This is a genomic window from Kitasatospora phosalacinea, from assembly GCF_000717185.1.
Lineage (GTDB): Bacteria > Actinomycetota > Actinomycetes > Streptomycetales > Streptomycetaceae > Kitasatospora > Kitasatospora phosalacinea_A.
The window spans coordinates 1-17,060 of sequence record NZ_JNYE01000019.1 but is presented as its reverse complement, the minus strand read 5'-3'; the positions used below and the strand labels follow the sequence as shown (position 1 = coordinate 17,060).

11 protein-coding genes are annotated in these 17,060 nt (G+C 70.4%); 10 read left to right on the top strand and 1 reads right to left on the bottom strand.

Annotation, left to right across the window (positions count from 1 at the left end; genetic code table 11):
* The first annotated feature begins 239 nt into the window (after window positions 1–239).
* The 6 genes from OO57_RS10640 to OO57_RS10615 all read left to right on the top strand — a co-directional run bounded on the left by OO57_RS10640 (window position 240) and on the right by OO57_RS10615 (window position 11,847).
* Window positions 240–977 carry an RNA polymerase sigma factor gene (locus OO57_RS10640; protein WP_158715079.1) on the top strand — a complete coding sequence of 246 codons (738 nt, stop codon included), beginning with the start codon at window positions 240–242 and terminating at the stop codon, window positions 975–977.
* Between the two features lie 15 nt (window positions 978–992).
* Window positions 993–3,101: an SsgA family sporulation/cell division regulator gene (locus OO57_RS42385; RefSeq protein WP_051777125.1), complete on the top strand. Its 2,109-nt coding sequence runs from the start codon at window positions 993–995 to the stop codon at window positions 3,099–3,101.
* A gap of 997 nt (window positions 3,102–4,098) precedes the next feature.
* Window positions 4,099–4,935, top strand: a complete 837-nt coding sequence (locus tag OO57_RS10630; RefSeq protein WP_033252110.1) for an HPP family protein — start codon at window positions 4,099–4,101, stop codon at window positions 4,933–4,935.
* The gene (locus OO57_RS10625; RefSeq protein ID WP_033252109.1) at window positions 4,932–6,272 is read left to right on the top strand and encodes a hypothetical protein; all 1,341 of its coding nucleotides are present in this window, start codon (window positions 4,932–4,934) and stop codon (window positions 6,270–6,272) included. Before OO57_RS10630 ends, OO57_RS10625 begins: the two co-directional genes overlap by 4 nt.
* Before the next feature lie 1,026 nt (window positions 6,273–7,298).
* Window positions 7,299–8,321: a hypothetical protein gene (locus tag OO57_RS10620; RefSeq protein WP_033252108.1), complete on the top strand. Its 1,023-nt coding sequence runs from the start codon at window positions 7,299–7,301 to the stop codon at window positions 8,319–8,321.
* A gap of 646 nt (window positions 8,322–8,967) precedes the next feature.
* Window positions 8,968–11,847, top strand: a complete 2,880-nt coding sequence (locus tag OO57_RS10615) for a CRISPR-associated endonuclease Cas3'' (RefSeq protein WP_234337297.1) — start codon at window positions 8,968–8,970, stop codon at window positions 11,845–11,847.
* A gap of 403 nt (window positions 11,848–12,250) precedes the next feature.
* Here OO57_RS10615 and OO57_RS43725 read toward each other — a convergent pair whose 3' ends face one another.
* Window positions 12,251–12,412: a hypothetical protein gene (locus OO57_RS43725; protein ID WP_158715078.1), complete on the bottom strand. Its 162-nt coding sequence runs from the start codon at window positions 12,410–12,412 to the stop codon at window positions 12,251–12,253.
* Between the two features lie 616 nt (window positions 12,413–13,028).
* Here OO57_RS43725 and casA point away from each other — a divergent pair.
* The 4 genes from casA to cas5e form a co-directional block, all read left to right on the top strand.
* Window positions 13,029–14,600, top strand: coding sequence for a type I-E CRISPR-associated protein Cse1/CasA (casA, locus tag OO57_RS10610; RefSeq protein ID WP_051777123.1), 1,572 nt, complete (start codon window positions 13,029–13,031; stop codon window positions 14,598–14,600).
* A complete protein-coding gene (gene casB, locus OO57_RS39300) occupies window positions 14,597–15,226 on the top strand; it encodes a type I-E CRISPR-associated protein Cse2/CasB (RefSeq protein ID WP_051777121.1) in 630 nt (209 codons plus the stop codon). The genes casA and casB overlap by 4 nt, the downstream gene beginning before the upstream one ends.
* Window positions 15,223–16,440, top strand: coding sequence for a type I-E CRISPR-associated protein Cas7/Cse4/CasC (gene cas7e, locus OO57_RS10600; RefSeq protein WP_033252106.1), 1,218 nt, complete (start codon window positions 15,223–15,225; stop codon window positions 16,438–16,440). The genes casB and cas7e overlap by 4 nt, the downstream gene beginning before the upstream one ends.
* A partial coding sequence (gene cas5e / locus OO57_RS10595) for a type I-E CRISPR-associated protein Cas5/CasD (RefSeq protein WP_051777118.1) occupies window positions 16,401–17,060 on the top strand: 660 nt, incomplete at its 3' end. The genes cas7e and cas5e, both read left to right, overlap by 40 nt.

Here is a 17,060-nt window from a genome sequence, read left to right as displayed (position 1 = left end):
CAGGGGTGTAGGCAGCTGACGCATCATCACCCCTCGTGTGACGTACATCACTTGAGAAAATGTGCTGCGGGGCGAGGGGCGGCTGCGGGGCGGGACCTACAACTGGCTGTGTCGGGCCGTCAGGGGGGCGGCGCAAGATGCGTCCAGGAGGAGCGGGTGTGGCATACGAGACGTCAGAGACCGCGTCCGGCGGCTCAGGCCCACAGCCTGTCGGCACCGCCGCGCAGCACAGCCCCCACTTGGCGGACCTGGAAGAAGAACTCGTCCGGATCGGCGGCGGCCACCTCGCGGACCGGGCGGCCAGGCGCGCCGCGGACGCCGAGGTCGTACGCCGCTTGCGGCAGGTCGGCTTCAAAGGGCCGCTCTACGACACGTTCATGGAGCAGCAGATGCGCTACGGCTGGAGCGTGCTCAACCACTGGTGCGCCAGCGGTGAGGTGTTCGCCCGAGCCCGTGCCTTCGGCCGACCCGTCCCCGACGACATGATCGCCACACCCTGGCTGCGCGACGACCGCCACGAGGTCGCCGCTGAGACGACCATTGCCGCCGCCCGGCTCTTTCGCCGGCACGCTCTTCTCAAAGGGGCCTGGGCTCCTGAGGGCGGTGCGAGTTTGACCAGTTTCTTCGTCGGCGCCTGCCTGCTGTGTTTCAAGGCCGAATACCAGCGCTGGTACCGGCGGCACAGAGATTCCCAGCGTCTTTTGGCAGGCGACAGCCCCGACTTGGCCCTGGCTGCCCTGCCGGACCAGCGCGCCGTCGACCCGCTGAAGGCCGTTGTCCTGCGCGAGCGGGTCGAGGGAGTCCTCGAGCGCCTGGAGGACCCCAAGGTCAAGGAAGCACTCGTCCTGCGGGCCGCCGGATTCCGCCAATCCGAAGCCGCCCTCCACGTCGGCTTGACGACCAAGGCCCTGGAGAGCCGCGTGGGCCGGGCCCGCGCCAAACTCCGCGGCGGTGCCTCAGACACCGACACCGACTGAAACGAGGGAGGACCGATGACCATCCGAGACGACATGACCCCCGCCGATGACGCGGTTGTTCCCGACCCGGCTGCGGGCTTTGACGAGCTGCTGGCCGCCTCCAGCCTGGGGGCTGCCCACGTGCAGGCCTTCATGCAGCCGCTGCCTGACACCGTTGCCCAGCGCTTCACCCGCCACCTCGGCCACGACAGCGCCGACGGCGACAGCGGCAGTGCCACGGCCGACTCCCCCCGACAGCCCGCCTCCCGGCAGGAGAGCGCCGGGCAGGACAACGCGCACAAGAACGCCGCCTCGATGCGCGAAGCCTGGCGCGCGCCGCGCACCTGGCACACCGCGGCTGCCTCCCGCAGGGGCGGCCCGGTCCTCCTCGCGGCTTCGCCGACGGGCGGCAGGCGGGCTGCGGCGCTGGCCCTGCTGCGAGCTCTTCTGGAGCATGGGGACGGGAGTATCGAGTCCAGGTTCCACTCCCAGGCGCAGGCACCCCTTGCCGGCCTGTTCAAGCTTCTGGCCGCGGATGGCGCCCGAAGCAGGAACGCATTCGCCTCAGCCCTGTACGCCGCGCTGGAATTTCGTCCCGAACCCGGACCGGCCTGGTCGGTGCTGCTGGACAACGCCGACGACAACTACCGCATCAAGACCGCTCACGATGCGCTCCACGACTGCGGCTGCAGGCACTGGGCCCACGGGCAGGGCCTGCACTTCGAGCGGCTGCCCGGCACGGGCCTGCCCACGCTCCTGGCCGACACCGCCGGCACCGGCCAGTCCGACCTGGCTGCGCTCCTGGCCGCCACCGTCAGACGTCACAGCGACCCCTGGTACGAGCCTGAGGGCGTCCAGGAGCCGGTCATGCTGTTCGTCTCCTACCGCCCGGGCACAGGCAAGACCACCACCGTCCAGCGCCTGTTCGACACGCCGCCCTCCGCCGACCCCTGCGAACTTGCCGAGGAGGTCCTGCACACGCTGACCCGATCAGCGGCTCGGCACAGCCACACCAGCACCTATGAGCGCCTCTTGGAATGCCTGCTCCACACCGGCACCCACCGAAGCGCCTGGCCCGACGCATACCGCAACGCAGCCGGCCACACGTCGGCAAGCGGCGCCCCGAACGAGGATCGACGTCCCACCTGGTGGGCCCACGACTCCTTCCTCCTGCGACCGCCGGCCTGCCACACCGCCACCGACACTCCCGACCCCTACTGGCCAGGGCTACACGCAACCGATAGGGAAGACAAGCCCTGGCCGCGCCTGGCCCTGTGGGCCCTGAACCAATGCCCCAAGGATCAGCCCGCCCTCCTGCTCCGCCTCGCCGCCCGCGAAGCACAGCACAGCACCCACTCCGCAGATGCCCTGCCGCCCGGGCAGAAACCCGCCGAATCCGCCCCCGCACCTGGGAGCGAACTAATGCTGTACACCGACGGAATTGTTCACGGTGACACCTCGGTACTCGAGCAGCGCCTGAGGCTCCTGCTCAACGACGGCTGCCATCCGTTGCCCCCCGACCCGTCGGCCGCCTCGCCAGCGGCCGGCCAACCCCACCCTGCCATGCCACCAGCACGGCAGGGTGCCGCCCCGCGGCCTGCCCGCAACCGGGCCGATAGCCCGAAACCTACCGCTGACCGGCCAAAGACCCGCCCCCGAAACCCGCGTCTGGACATGGAGAGCGTCACCGCAAACGGCGCGACCACACTGCGTGCCCGGATGCGCCTGCGCCTGCTCGCCCCCGGCCAGCAGGACATCGGCGTGCCCGCCGAACTCCTCTACCGCTCCCACGACCCCTACGCTGTGGTGATGGCCCTCGCACCCGACGGGCAGCCGCCGGTGACGTGGATGTTCTCCCGAGACCTTCTTACCGACGGCCTCACCCACCCCACTGGCACTGGCGACGTCAGGATCTGGAGCGACCCGGCGGCCCTGGCCGCCACGGACGGCAGCGACAGGCGCGTCCACATCAGCCTTGACGCGCCTGACGGCCACGCCCATCTGAGCGCCTGCCGGCAGGACATCGAGGACTTCGTCGTCGCGACCCGCAAGATCGTGCCCCCCGGGCGCGAACACACCCAGTTGGCTGATGACGCCTTCGACGTGCTGACCGCAACGGTGCAGTCCACCGCGACAGGAACCTGATATGGCTACCGTCATAAAATCGCCGAGCAAGTCCGAGTCGACATCAGCTCCAGAGGGTTAGGGACTTGAAGTTGCCTTCGACGTGCCGGCGTGGAATCCGTGCCAGTCCTGCGAATGCAGGTTGGGGATCCACCTCACCGAAGCTATCTTCGCCCGAGATGCGTCAGCCCTGCGCCGGGAGTACGGGGAAGGCTCGGAGCGCTGGCGGATCCCGACCAGACGGTGCAGGCCCTGCGTGTGCAGGGAGGAAGCGCGGCCTGCGCCCCAGGATCTGGTGGCGCGTGGCAGCTCTGCAAGTGCAGAGAAGGCGCTCCCGCGGTGGCCTTTCAGCAGAGTCACCACCGTGTCGGCTCCCAAACGGGGCGGGCACGTTGTTGCTGTCGGCGCGGCAGTGGTGCCGTGCGCAACGCTACCGGATACGGCGCTGCTGGCTCTGCGTGCACAGGCAGGAGAGGCGCGAGCCTGCCTCCCCGCCGGCGTCCGGTGCGCCAATCCTGCGTGACGAGGTAGCAGGCGCGTCCGACCCCCAGCAGCGCGGTGGTCGTGCCAGCCCTGCGTGTGCGGGGAAGACTCGACAGGGCGGAACCGGGGGCTGAGGGGAACGGTGACACCCCTGCGTGTGCGGGGAAGACCCTTTTTGACGTGCTGTGATGTTGTGGCTTTGCTGGTTCTTGGTGGGCCGGGGCTTGCCTGGAGATGAGCTTACCTCGCGGGATCTGTTGTCCGCGTCGTTCTGTGGGTCGTGGCAGTCGGAACTGGCGGGGTGCGTCAGATGTTCGGAGAGTTCCGACGGTGACGGCCAGCCGGTCGGGTGGCAACGACCAAGGGGGGCAAGCGGAGCCAGGGAGAGAAGAGGCTGCGCCTTGGGGGACTGGTTCTGGGATCTGCCCGGCAGTCTGGAGATAGGATCCCTTCCATTGGGACCTGCACACCGTGTGCCCGTCCGGGGTGACGGGCACTACCTCGGCGGGGCCGGCGGGAACGACTGGAGGAGCGCGTGACCGCACCCCTGGACGAGCCGCAGACACCGGCCCGCCCGGATGAACTGCACATGTTCCACCGGGTCTCGTATCTGCTCTCCGGCGACGGGCCGGTCACCGTGCCCGCGGACCACACCGTGCCCGAAACCCTCAAGATCATGAACGGGCTGGGATTCAACCAGGTGCCCGTCGTCGCCGGCAACGAGGTGCTTGGCCTGTTCTCCCACCGCTCCTTCACCGAGCGCCTCGTCAACAGCACCTGGCTGTGGGAGAAGACCAGGGCTCCCGAACAGCTCGTCGTCGAGGACTTCGTGGAGCAGCCCGTCTACGTCCGGGCCGTCGACCCGATCGACAGCCTCTTCGCCCCTCTGGACGGCGCCGACGCCGTGCTGGTCGGCGATCCGGACCGGCTGCAGGGCATCGTGACGGGCTCGGACGTGATCTCCTACCTCTACCGCGTCGCCAGCCCCTACCTGCTGCTCAAGGAGACTGAGACCGGGCTGCGGTCCCTCATCGACGCCGCGGTGAGCCCCGAGCAACTCGAGGAGTGCGCCCGCCACGCCCTTGCCAGCCTCTACAAAGGCCGCGAGGACCGCCTCCCGACCGAGCTCGTCGCTATGACCTTTGACGAGCAGGTCAGCATCGTGATGAACAGCAGGAACTGGCCCCACTTCGTCGGCATCATGGGAGCCAACCGCGACATGTTCACCTACGAGATCAGACCTGTCGGACAGATCCGCAACGATGTCTTCCACTTCAAGCGCGAGCTGACCGACGAAGACCTTCAAAAGCTCGCCATGGCACGAGCATGGGTCCTGAGGAAGATGCGCAGAAAGGCAGGCCAGGGGCGATGACCCACCACACTTCAGACCCGCGCCGGCCTGCCGCTGCGTACGAACCTGCGATCAAGGCGATCTCCGAGCTCGAACCAGGCCAGGTCCGCACGATGACTCTGGCTACCGGAACGGGGAAGACCCTTGCACTTGCCGCGGCCGTTCACGCCTTCCTCCTCCGGCACCCCGGCGCGCGGGTCCTTGTGGTCACCCACCCGCTGACGGTCACCCAGCATGCCGAAGCCCTGGCCGGGCGTGGTGTCCCCGTTACCGCCATTCGGGACCAGGGCGAGATGCGCGCCTGGCTTTTCCACTCCACCGACGCGGGGGCCCCGGCCGTCGTGGTCGCCAGGAACCTGATCGGGTCGATCGCCCAAGCCCACCTGCGCGACACGGGGTTCGCCCTGGCCATCCTTGAGGACGCCGCCCACTACCTGCCCGCAGTGACGGACCTGATCACCTCGGGCGACACCGCCGTCGTCGTCACTGGACACCCAGCGGAACTGCAGAAGTCAGCGCAGGCCCTACGGCATTCCGGCGTCAGGGCAATTCAGACCCCGACGTTCCACGGCTCCCTCCTCCCGCCGGCTGACCTGCGCATGGAAGTCGTCCATTACCGTGTCAGTCCCCTCGAGCGCGCACTCATCAACGACGCGGCAGCCTTCTATGCCCAATGGTCCCGTGCTGCAGGCGCAGCCCTGCTCCGTACCGCCGCGGAGAGCCGCGCCGCGTTCAGCACAGCGCTGCTCGGGCCCCGTCTGGAGCGCCTCGCAGCGGCCGGGGCGCACGGGAGCCGCTCTGGTCGGTTCCACGGTTCCGGGGGCTTCCCGGAGCACAGCCGTCAAGACAGCCTGTTCGACGTGGAAGCGGTGGTGGCGGCGATCCCTGACGAGGCCGTCGACGACTTCCTCGACAGGATCGACGACCTGGGCCCCGACGACAAGCTCCTGACACTCCTCAAGCTCATCAGCGAGGACACCGAGAACAACCAGCGCATCCTGCTCTTCGTGCGGAGTTCCGCCACGGCGGAATACGTTCGGCAGTTTCTGGCGGAGAACATCGTGGGCGCCATCATCATGCGTGGGAGCTCCCTTCGCCGAGACGACCCGGATCAACTGTCGATCTTCAGCTCGCGGGAGTTCTTCATCGTCGCGGACGGCGACCTTCCGTACCTGGGGAGTGTTTCAACGAGCTACCGCAAGATCTGGTTCGACCTGCCGTCCAGCACCCCGCACGGTCTGCAGAGGAAGAGATTCTCGGAGAGCGAGGCAGGGAGCAGCTACCTGCTGTGGCCTGATCCTCCGCTCGCCGCCACCGGTGATGCCCTCGAGCGCCTCGGCATTCAGCCTGTCGGCTGATCAGCCGGTGTCCTTTGGTCTCGCCGTGGCAGACATCCGCCTCACGCCATCGCAGCACACGCCCGCTGAGCACCCCGAACGGGCGAGGAGAGTCGGAGTTTTGCCGGTTCCGACGACGACGTCGATGCGGGGTCTCTGCGCGTGCAGGGAAGAAACATGGTCACAAGGCCAGCGGCCCATCGGGTCGTGCCACCCCTGCATCTGCAGGGACGACGTGCGTTCGCTGACCCGGACGCCGCGGTTGTATGTGACACCCCTGCGTGTGCGGGGAAGACGTGGTCACCGGTGCGCCCGGGGAGGGGAAGAGCGTGACACCCCTGCATGTGCGGGGAAGACGCTGGTGTCGATCACGGTGCCGACGAGCGGGCCGTGACACCCCTGCGTGTGCGGGGAAGACGGCCGGCAGCACCGCCAGGGTGAGAACGTCACCGGTGACACCCCTGCGTGTGCGGGGAAGACCCTTTTTGACGTGCTGTGATGTTGCGGCTTTGCTGGTTCTTGGTGGGCCAGGGCTTGCCTGGAGATGAGCTTACCTCGCGGGGTCTGTTGTCCGCGTCGTTCTGTGGGTCGTGGCAGTCGGGACTGGCGCGGTGCGCCTAGATGTTCGGAGAGTTGCGGCGGTGATGGCCAACTGGCCGGGCGGCAGCTACTGAGTCGCATGCCGATGTTTTTTGATGCCTCACACGGATATCGCTCGCGACCGGGTCGGCTCTTCTCCTGACCTGCGTGGCAGGCGAGAGGCAACGCTCATGTGACGTCACTGCGCGATACAGGATCGGGGTACCTGATGAGAATCTGCAGTTGAGTGCGGGAGCGGTGGTGGGCGGTGTCGGCCCTGCTTGGCCAGTTGGTGTGAGCGTTCCAGCTTCGGTGCGACTGTACGGCATGGCGTGCTTGGGCTGGTCTTTGGAACCTCACTGCCTGTCCTGGTGCGATAAATTACCCGCATTGGATGTGTGGCGTGGCGTCGGCCTGGCGATAGCTGCCGGGGGAAGGGGCCGGTGCCGGGAACGGCAGGAGTGACGTGTGAAGAGCCTCGACGAAGTGCGTGCGGCGTTTACGGGCCTGCCGGAGTACGTCACCATGCGGCAGGTCGCCGACGCGACAGGGCACAAGTTCGACTCCGTGCGCACCAACTGGCCGCGCCAGCCGGACTTTCCCCCGCCGACAAGTACCGGACGCAACCAATTGAGGTCTCGGGACGCGGTGCTTGCCTGGTACGAGGAGTACCGTGCTTCTTCTGCCGGGCGGCCCGGCCCGCGCAACCTGGTGGACCGGGCGCGCACCGTTGCCGCGCTTGATGTGCACCTGAGCGGACCGCAGTTGGCTGAAGTCTTCGGTGTCCACCCCTCGTTGATCGGCTACTACGCCTCCGCCCACGGGGGCGGTGCGGACCCCTTTCCCCGGGCGGACGGGCACGGACTGCGCTCCTGGCCCGAAGTTCGCAGTTGGTTCCTGCGGCAGGCCGGCGAACGTGGCGGTCGGACATCGGTGAAAGCTGCAGAAGCGATCAGGATCGGCGAGATGCGCGAGGGGGCCGCGGCCAGTGATCGGGCGATGTCCGCGAGCGCACAGTGGATCGCCGGACAACTCGGCGTCGGCGAGGCCACCGCTCGGCAGATCCTGATCTCCAACAGCGGTCCTCGGCTCCACCGCGCCGAACTCGGGTCGGCTGTCGGCATCTCCTTCTCGATGGTCAAATATTTCATTCACACGTACGGCCCGGACGGGGACGATCCATTTCCGCCCGCAGATGACCGCGGAACCCGTGACATCGCTGCCGTGAAGGCGTGGCTCGCCCGGCACCGCGGGCTCAAAGAACCCTCCCAAGTCCTCGCCGCCCTTGAGGGGTTGAGTGACATGGTCACCTCTTCCCAGATCACGGCCGCTGCCGGCATCTCCGACCGGGTGCTGCGGGAGTGGGCCAAGCAACCGGGCTTCCCGCCCGTTGCGCGCATCGGCAATGCGCGCCTGCGTGAACGCGACCTCCTGACCTCTTGGTACCGGGCGCGGCACGGTCTCTCTCCCGCCCCCTCGGCAGGGTCGTAGAGGAGCACTGCAACGTAAGAGTCGGCCCGGTGTGTGAAAGGGAGGTCTCCTGAAGAGCTGAGGCGGCGACACCCGGCGCCCGACCCGCCCTGGGATGTGCCTGAGTGAGCGCCCGTCTATCGTGCGAGGTTCCTACGCGTGCAGGGAAGACAAGCGCGGCGCGACGACCAGGTCGAAGGCGCACGTAACGCCCCTGCGCATGCGGGGAAGGCACAGCCGACCAATTCCTCCGCTGGTGCTGGAGCGTGGCACCCCGCTTGTGGGGGAAGAGACGTTCCACAATCGCACGATCGAGGCCCGGTACGTGGCACCCCTGCGTGTGCAGGGAGGTGTTGTGTCTCAGAGTCTGCCGTCGGCTTTACGTCACCGCGACGCCGCGGGTCGGGCCACCCCCGCCGGTGCGGGGAAGGGTTGCGCCCGCCGATGGTGGGGCTGCCCGAGCTCTTGCGTCGGAGCCTACCAGCGGCCTTGCGTCCGGGAGTTGGAATTGCGGTGCTGCGGGCGGGGGCGCGGGGATCCGTGATGGGGTAGGCCGGTGCCGGTCGGGGCTTGGCGTGTTCGCCGGGGCGCGGCCCCAGCAGGCTGTGCCAGGGATTGAAGGGTCGGGGGAGTGGTGGGGGTTGTCGAGGACGGGCGCTATGGCGGCTTGCCGTTGGGGCCGGTCGGCAAGTACGACCGGGCGACCGACACCGGGTATCCGCTGCTGTTCCATCTGCTGGATGCCGCCGCGGTCGCCCTCGAGTTGTGGGACAGGTTCCTGACGGACAGTCAGCGCCAGCTGGTCGCGGACGGGTTGGGTGTGAACGTGTCCCGGGCGCGGTCGTTGGCCGCGTTCTTCGCCTCGCTCCACGATATGGGCAAGCTGGCGGTGCTGTTCCAGTCCGCGCTGCCGGGCGCATGGTCGCGTCTGGAGGAGGAGCTGCTGGCGGATGCGGCCGACCCGGTGTGGGTGTCGCACGAGAGGGCCTCCATGCACCTGGCCGTCGATCTGCTCGCCGAGCTCGGCTACGACACGGGTGGCAACGACAGTGCCGGGGTGCGGGTGGCGCAGGTCCTGGGTGGCCATCATGGCCGGTTCCTGCAGCTCGACCTTGCCGGGGCCGCGTCCCCGGAGCGTACCCGGGCGCTGTTCGGGGGCGCGGCGTGGCACGGGCTGCGGCGCCGCTATGTCGCGCAGCTCGCCCATCTCACCGGCGCCGAGGGGGTGGTGCCCGAGCGGATGTCGGTCCAGGCGGCGGTGCTGGTGTGCGGGCTCGGGGTGGTGGCGGACCGGTTGACGAGCCGGCGGGGCTTCTGGCTTGCGAAAGCGCATGCTCCGTCCTTCGGCGCGCGCGAGCACTTCGCGTGGTCACTGCGGCGGGCGCCGGAAGCGGTGGACGACTCGGGGCTCGAGCGGATCGCCCTCGACGAGGCCGGCTTCACCACCGCCCATCCGGGCCTGCCTGGGCCCAACGCCCTGCAGGCCTCCGTGATGGAGGACCTTCCGGGCCTGGTCGCCCGGGCCGGGCCGGGGATCCTCGTGGTCACCGATGCGACGGGCGCGGGCAAGAGCGTCACCGCCCTGGAAGCGGTCCGCATCATGAACGAGGCATGCGGCACCAGCGGCCTGCTGTGGCTGCTGCCGACCACGGCGACCGCCGACGCCCTGTACGACACGGTCGTGCAGTGGGTGGCGGCACACAAACCCGAGCGCGCCCCGGTCACCCTGGTCCACCACCAGAGCTGGCTGAACGCCGCCTACGGCGACCACGCCCTCGCCCCGGACGGGGGCAGCGTCATCGACGACCAGGTGGCCGACCGCGCGCACAGGACCCCGGCCGCCGCAGTGCCCGAAAGCGGGCCGGCCGCCCCCGGCGGCAGCGAGAGCACCACCGCAGCGGCCGACGGCTGCGGTGCGACGGTGCCCGACACGTGGCTGCGCGGCTGGGACCAGGCCCTGCTCGCCCCGTTCACCGTCGCCACCGTCGACCAGGCCCTCATGGCGGTCCTGCCGGTGAAGTTCAACGCCCTGCGCATGCTCGCCCTCTCGGGCAAGACCGTCGTCATCGACGAGGCCCACGCCCTGGCCCCGTTCGGCCTGCACCACCTGCGCCGACTGCTGGGCTGGCTCGGCTCCTTCGGCTGCCCCGTCGTCGTCCTGTCCGCGACCATGCCCGCCCGCACCGCCGACGACCTCCTGCGCGCCTACCTCACCGGCGCCGGCCACCCCGCACGCCGCCTCGCCGCCCACACCTACGCACCCCACTACCCCGGCTGGGTCTTCGCCTCCGCCCGCACCGCCGCACCCGTCCGCCCTGCTCTCACCGCCCGGCTGCGCCACGCCCGCTCCCAGCGCCGCGCGGCCCGAATCGACATCCGCCAAGTCCGCTACCGGCCCCTGGACGACGGGCAGTCTCCCGACGGCGTCGTGCGCGACGTCGAGACGGGGGAGCGCCTGGCCGCGGTGGGGGAGCTGATCGCGCCCGTCGCCCGGCGGGGCGGCTGCGCGGCGGTGGCGTGCGCCACGGTCGCGGACGCGCAGGACACCTACCGCTACCTGCTGGCGATGCGGCCGGACCTGGCAGGCGACCTGGTGCTGCTGCACGCCCGCTTCCCCGGCCTGGTCCGGGAGGAGAAGATGCGGGCCGTGCGGGCGGCGCTGGGACCGTGCGGGCAGCGCCCCGGGCGTCTGGTCGTGGTGAGTACCAGCATGCTCGACGTGAGCTTGGACGTGGACGTCGATCTGATGGTCAGCGACCTCGCCTCCATAGCCCGGCTGCTGCAGCGCCTGGGACGCCTGGGCCGGTTCGAGCACCTGTGGCGCGCTGAAGGCCGCCGGCGTGCGGCGTGGCTGCGGGAGCTGCCCCGGACCCTGACCGTCCTCGAACCGGTCGGCGCCTGCGGCACCACCGCCCTGCCCCAGAGCTGGCAGGCCCTGGAGCCCGCCTACCTCCTGCACGCCACCGCCCGCCTCCTACGCGCCCGCAGCCAGGAGCCGTTCCTCGTTCCCGACCACGTGCAGGAAGCCGTCGAACAGATCCACGGCGCCGCGCCCCTGCCCGGGCAGGCCGGCGAGGAACTCGCCCGGCTCCTGGCCGAGTACCGCGCTGCCGAGAGGGCCGAGGAGCACCTCGCAGCCCTCCACCTCCTGCCCCCGCCCCGCCGCGTCTCCTCCCTCGCCGACCTGCACCGCCAGCGCCTGACCGCCGCGGATGCGGTCACCCGCCTCGGGGCGGCGCGCACACTGATCCTGCCCTGCTACCGCCCGCCGGGCTCCCGGCGCCGGACCCTGGACCCCGAAGGCCGCATCGAACTGCCTGAGGCACCGACCACCGCCCGGCAGGTGCGCGCCGTCTTGCAGCGGACCCTGCCGGTCCCGTCCGCGTGGGTCGCCTGCCCCGGCCTGCGCCACCTTCCGCCGCAGGGTTGGGCTCGGCACCCGATGCTGTCCGGCATCGTGCTGCTGCCCATGGACGGGCCCCAGCAGTTCGGCGGCCACCGGCTCCACCTGGAGGAGGAACTCGGACTCGTCCACCGGGCGAAGTGAACCCGGTCCCACCCGCAGCCCGACCCCCAGGCCGGGTTCGCGCGCGGGCCGCGCACCACTTCGCACGGGTGGCGCGCAGGCGGGGGCGCGGTTTTCCCGGCGGCCCTGTCCCGCGCAGAGCGACTGCAGGCTCCCGCGCTTCGGCGCCCAGCTCCGGACTGCTGCCTCCAGCGGGCAGCGAACGGGACAGGCCCCGTGGGATCACTGGCCGGCGCGTTCACTCCATCGGACTGCGGCCTTCGTCAAGACCGGGGGCGGCCTGGAGTCGCCGCAAACATGCCAGTTGAAGCGCGGCACCAGGGCGCCGTACGCCTCCCAACCGGTAGCGGACCTCCACGTCGCACCCGTGGGGCACACAGAGGAGGCCGGGTCCGACACCGAGGCGGTGTCGGACCCGCTACGACTACTGGCGGACGAAGGACAGGAAGCGCAGCAGCTTGTCCAGGACGGTGATGGCCCGGCGGGCGGCGTCGCGATCAGGGTGAAGGACGGCCGCGAAGGCACAGAACACGATGGGCACCAGCAGCACCAGGACAACGATGCAGGCGAGAGAGAACAGGGGCACGGAAGACTCCACAGGTCGCGAAGGAGTCCCGCCGCCTACGTCTCGTCTGCCGAGTCGACTTCGTAGTGCTGGGAGGGTGTGGCTTCAGAGATTTTTGACTCTCGGACAGCGCCAGGTGCTCGGGCACGACACCTGAATCTGCGCTGTGCGTCACTGCCGCCAGTATACGCCGACGGCTGGCGAGGCATGCAGGCGTCGTGGCCCGGCACACGGCACAGCGCAACCCCTGGGGTCCGCCGCCCCGGGGAGCAGCATCGGTTCAAATCACAAGAGCAGAAAGCAATTTGACGGATCGTCATACTTTCTCACTCGGCTGTACACGGCTTCCGTGCCCGTGATTGGCTTGATCCGCAGCGGTCAGCAGGACCCAGCACAGAGCATCCCCCGCCCCGGCGACCCCGTGTGGCGGAGCCCGCCGTGAGCCCCTGCCCGCCGGCCCCACCGCGCCCCGCTGCCCCCAGCACGTGACCTTGCACCCCGGTATCCGGCACCCGCCGCGGCCCTCCCATGCCCGGCGGTGCGGGAGCCTGCCCGCCGAACCACAGCCCTCCTGCCCGCCACCACCCTGACCACCCGGCCGCCCGGCACCGCGCGGCCGACCCGGAGCCCGCCCGACATGCCGACCCGACCGTCCTTCAGCGCCGCAGACGACCCCTGGATCGACGTCCGCACCGCGCACCGCTACGAAACCGTCGGACTGCGCGAACTCCTGTTACGCGCCCACGAGTTCGACGACCTTGCCCTCCCCGTCCCGCCCGCCGCATCCGCGCTGCTGCGCATCCTCGTCGTGATCTGCGCCCGGACCACCGGCCTCGACGACCCGGACCTGCCCGCCTCGCAGTGGAACGCGCTGCGGCGCGAACACCTCGCCGCCGGGCGCTTCGACGCGACCGCCGTCCACACCTACATCGACGCCCACGAATGGGACGCCTTCCACCCCCACCGGCCCTGGATGCAAGACCCCCTCCTCGCCGCCCAGTGCCCCATCCCGGTCAGCGTCAACAAGCTCACCTACGGCAGACCCGCCGGCAACAACCTGGCCTGGTTCAGCCCCCACACCGACACCGACCCCAAGCCGCTGCCCGTCAAGGAAGCCCTCTGGCACCTGCTCATCCACCACTCCTACGGCGCCTTCGGCGGCTGCACCCCGCGCACTACCCCCGCCGGCACCGCAGTCCGCTCCACCGCCGGCCCGCTGCGCGGCACCGCCTCCTACCACCCGCTAGGACGCACCCTCCACGAGACCCTCCTCGTCGGCATCCCCAAGTTCACCGGCGACGAGCAGAACCACGCAGACCTGTGCCCATGGGAGGAACCGAAAACCCCCGACCCCGACGCCCCGCCCCACCCCGTCACCTGGCCAGGCAGGCTGCTGACCGGCCGCTCCCGCCACGCCCTGCTCCTGGTCCCCGACGAGGACGGCACCCACGTCACCGACGCCTACCTCACCTGGGCCACCCAACACCCCAGACTCCCCGCCACCGACCCCTACCTCGCCATCCACACCAACGCCAAACTACCCGTGGAACGGCGCCGCACCCCCCGCCTCGCCGACATCTCCCGCGCCTGGTGGCGCGACCTCGAAGCCCTCGTCCTCGCTCCCGACGAAACCGCCGCCATCCGCCGCCCGGAAGTCTTCGACACCCTCAACGACCTCCCCGCCGAGCTGCGCCGCGCCCTGCGCGTCCGCGTCCACGGCTTCGACCAGGACAGCAGCAAAGTCATCGACAACGGCTGGTACAGCGCCACCACCCCGCCGGTGTGGACCTGGGCCCAGGACAGGGACCCCCGCCTGGCCCAGCGCATCGCCGACTGCTGCCACGCCGCCGAAGCCCTTGCCGCCGCCCTGGCCAAAACCGCCAACCAGGCATGGAAGGACGCCACCACCCCCCGAGCCCCGGACAGACCGGCCCGCCCCGCCCGGCCCGCCACCACCCGCAGCACCTGGGCCCACCACGCCCTCGCCGCCTACTGGCCGCTCGCCGAGACCACCTTCTGGCGCCTGCTCGACGACTACCACCAGAGCGCCCGCGCCGCGTTCGCCGGCAACGCGATTCACGCCCTGCACCGGGCCGCCTCCACCACCGCACTCCACCACCGCCAGGCCCGCCGCGCCCTCCACGACGCCACCACCGCCCTGCGCCGCGCCGGCCGCGAACCCGCGACCGACACCACGAGGCCCCGTTGACCCCGACACCCACATATACAAGCGCCGTCGAACGCCGCCGCGGCTACAGCGCCTACATCGCCCACGTCACCGACCTGTGCCGCGACCACGGCATCCGCCACCAGCTGAGCCTGGGAAGAGGACGCCCCGTCGACGACTGCGACGGCGCTATCCACCGCCACCTGTCCCGCCTCACCCGCACCAGCCCCGCCCGCCGCGCCCACTACACCCTCGCCTGCCTCGTCGCCCTCGCCGGCCGTCCCGGCCCGGACGCCGGCACCGACGCCGGACCCGGCCCGGACGCGGACTCGAAAGAGGCCACGCCCGACGAGGGCACCTACCTCAACCCCGCCTGGTACCGGCGCCCGAACTTCGGTGCGCTCCTCGCCACCGCGGTGCGCTGCGCCGGCTTCACCCCCGGCCGCACCGAGGAGGCCCTGGACGTCATCACCCGCGTCAGCACCGACCAGGCCCACCGCCGCCTGCCCGCCCTGACCGAGCGGATCCTGCGCGCCGGCCTGACACCGGACTGGCCCGTCCTCCTCGACGACCTCGCCCAATACGAGCACCAGCCCGGACGCGTCCGCACCCGCTGGTTCGACGCCTACTACGCCACCCTCGACCACGCCGCCAAGGACCCCTCATGACCCGCGCCCGCTACGTCGACCTCCACATCCTGCAGCCCATCCCGGCCTCCAACCTCAACCGCTCCGACACCCAGGAGCCCAAAACCATCGAGTACGGCGCAACCACCCGCCTCTTCCACTCCAGCCAGTCCTGGAAGCACGTGATCCGCCACGCCCTGGAGGACGACCTCCAGGAGTACGCAGCCCGCACCCGCATGGTGCCCGTCGTCCTCGCCGACCGCCTGCACGTCGACGGCTGGAGCCAGGACCTCGCCGCGTTCGCGGCCGCCGAGGTCGCCCGCTGCGCCACCGGCAAGGAAGGCGGCCTGAAGACTGACCCCGCGCAGCAGGGCCGCACCCAGGCGATGCTCTACCTGCCCGCCGACACCACCGACCGCCTTGCCGCCCTGTGCCACGAGCACCGCCACGCACTCGAAGAAGCGGCGGCGAAAGCAGCCGAAGCGAAGAGCGACAGGACGAAGACCGCAGGCGGGAAGAACACCTCAGCCAAAACCCCCAAGGCGAAGAAGAGCGACAAGGACGGCATCTTGCCGGCCGCCGACATCCAGCAGCTGCTCACCCGCCGCACCGCCACCATCAACCTCTTCGGCCGGATGCTCGCCGAGATCCCCGACGGACAGGTCGACGGCGCCGTCCACATGGCCCCCGCCTTCAGTGTCCACACCGCAGACCTCCAACCGGACTTCTTCACCGCCGTCGAGGACTGGCCCCGCCCCGGCGACCGGGGCGGCGCCCACCTGCAGACCGCGTTCTTGACCACCGGCGTCCTCTACCGCTACGCCACCGTCAACATCACCGAACTCCTGCACAACCTCGACGGCGACACCGACCAGACCGCCCACCTCCTCGGCCTGTTCACCGAGGCGTTCATCATGGAACTGCCGCAGGGGAAGAAGACCTCCACCGCGCCCCACACTGTCCCCGACCTGGTCCACTACGTCATCCGCGACCGCCGCCCCGTCTCCTACAGCGGCGCGTTCGAACAGCCCGTCAAAGCCCGCCCCCAAGGCGGCTATACCCTCCCCGCCCGCGCCGCCCTCACCGCACACGCCCGCGACATGGATCTCCTCGTGGGCACCCGCCGACGCGTCGCCCACGGCTACGCCTGCACCGGCCAGGACCCCGTCACCGGCCTCGGCACCCGCCACAGCGGCTTCGAGGACCTCGCCCAGGCGTGCGTGAAGGCCGCCACCGGCAACTGGCCCACCTCGTGAGCGGCCTGCTCCTGCGCCTGGCCGGCCCCCTCCAGTCCTGGGGCCACCACAGCGCCTTCCACCACCGCGACACCGCCGCGCATCCCACCCGCTCCGCCCTGATCGGCATGTTCGCCTCCGCCCAGGGCCGCCCACGCGACCACGCCCTGGACCCCTATCCGGACCTGCCCGGCAACCCCAGCCACCACGACCTGACCTTCACCGTCCGCATCGACAAACCCGGCACCCCCCACACCGACTACCACACCGTCGGCGGCGCCCGGTACCGCGGCCGCGGCCGCGAAGGCCTCCTGCCCACCTCCGACGGCGGCCACCGCACCGAAGCCGCCTCCACCCTCCAGTCCTGGCGCCACTACCTCGCAGACGCCGTCTTCACCGTCGCCGTCCACGGCCCCGCCCCGCTCATCGCCCGCATCGCCGACGCCCTCGCTGAACCCCACTGGGCGCCCTTCCTCGGCCGGCGCACCTGCATCCCCGACGAGCCGCTTGTCCTCACCCCCACCCCCGTCACCGACCCCGTCACCGAACTCCTCACCCGCGCACCCCTCACCCTCACCCACCCACCCGAACCGGGCCACGACAGCGTCGATGTCGACATCGTCTGGGAACACCCCCCCCCC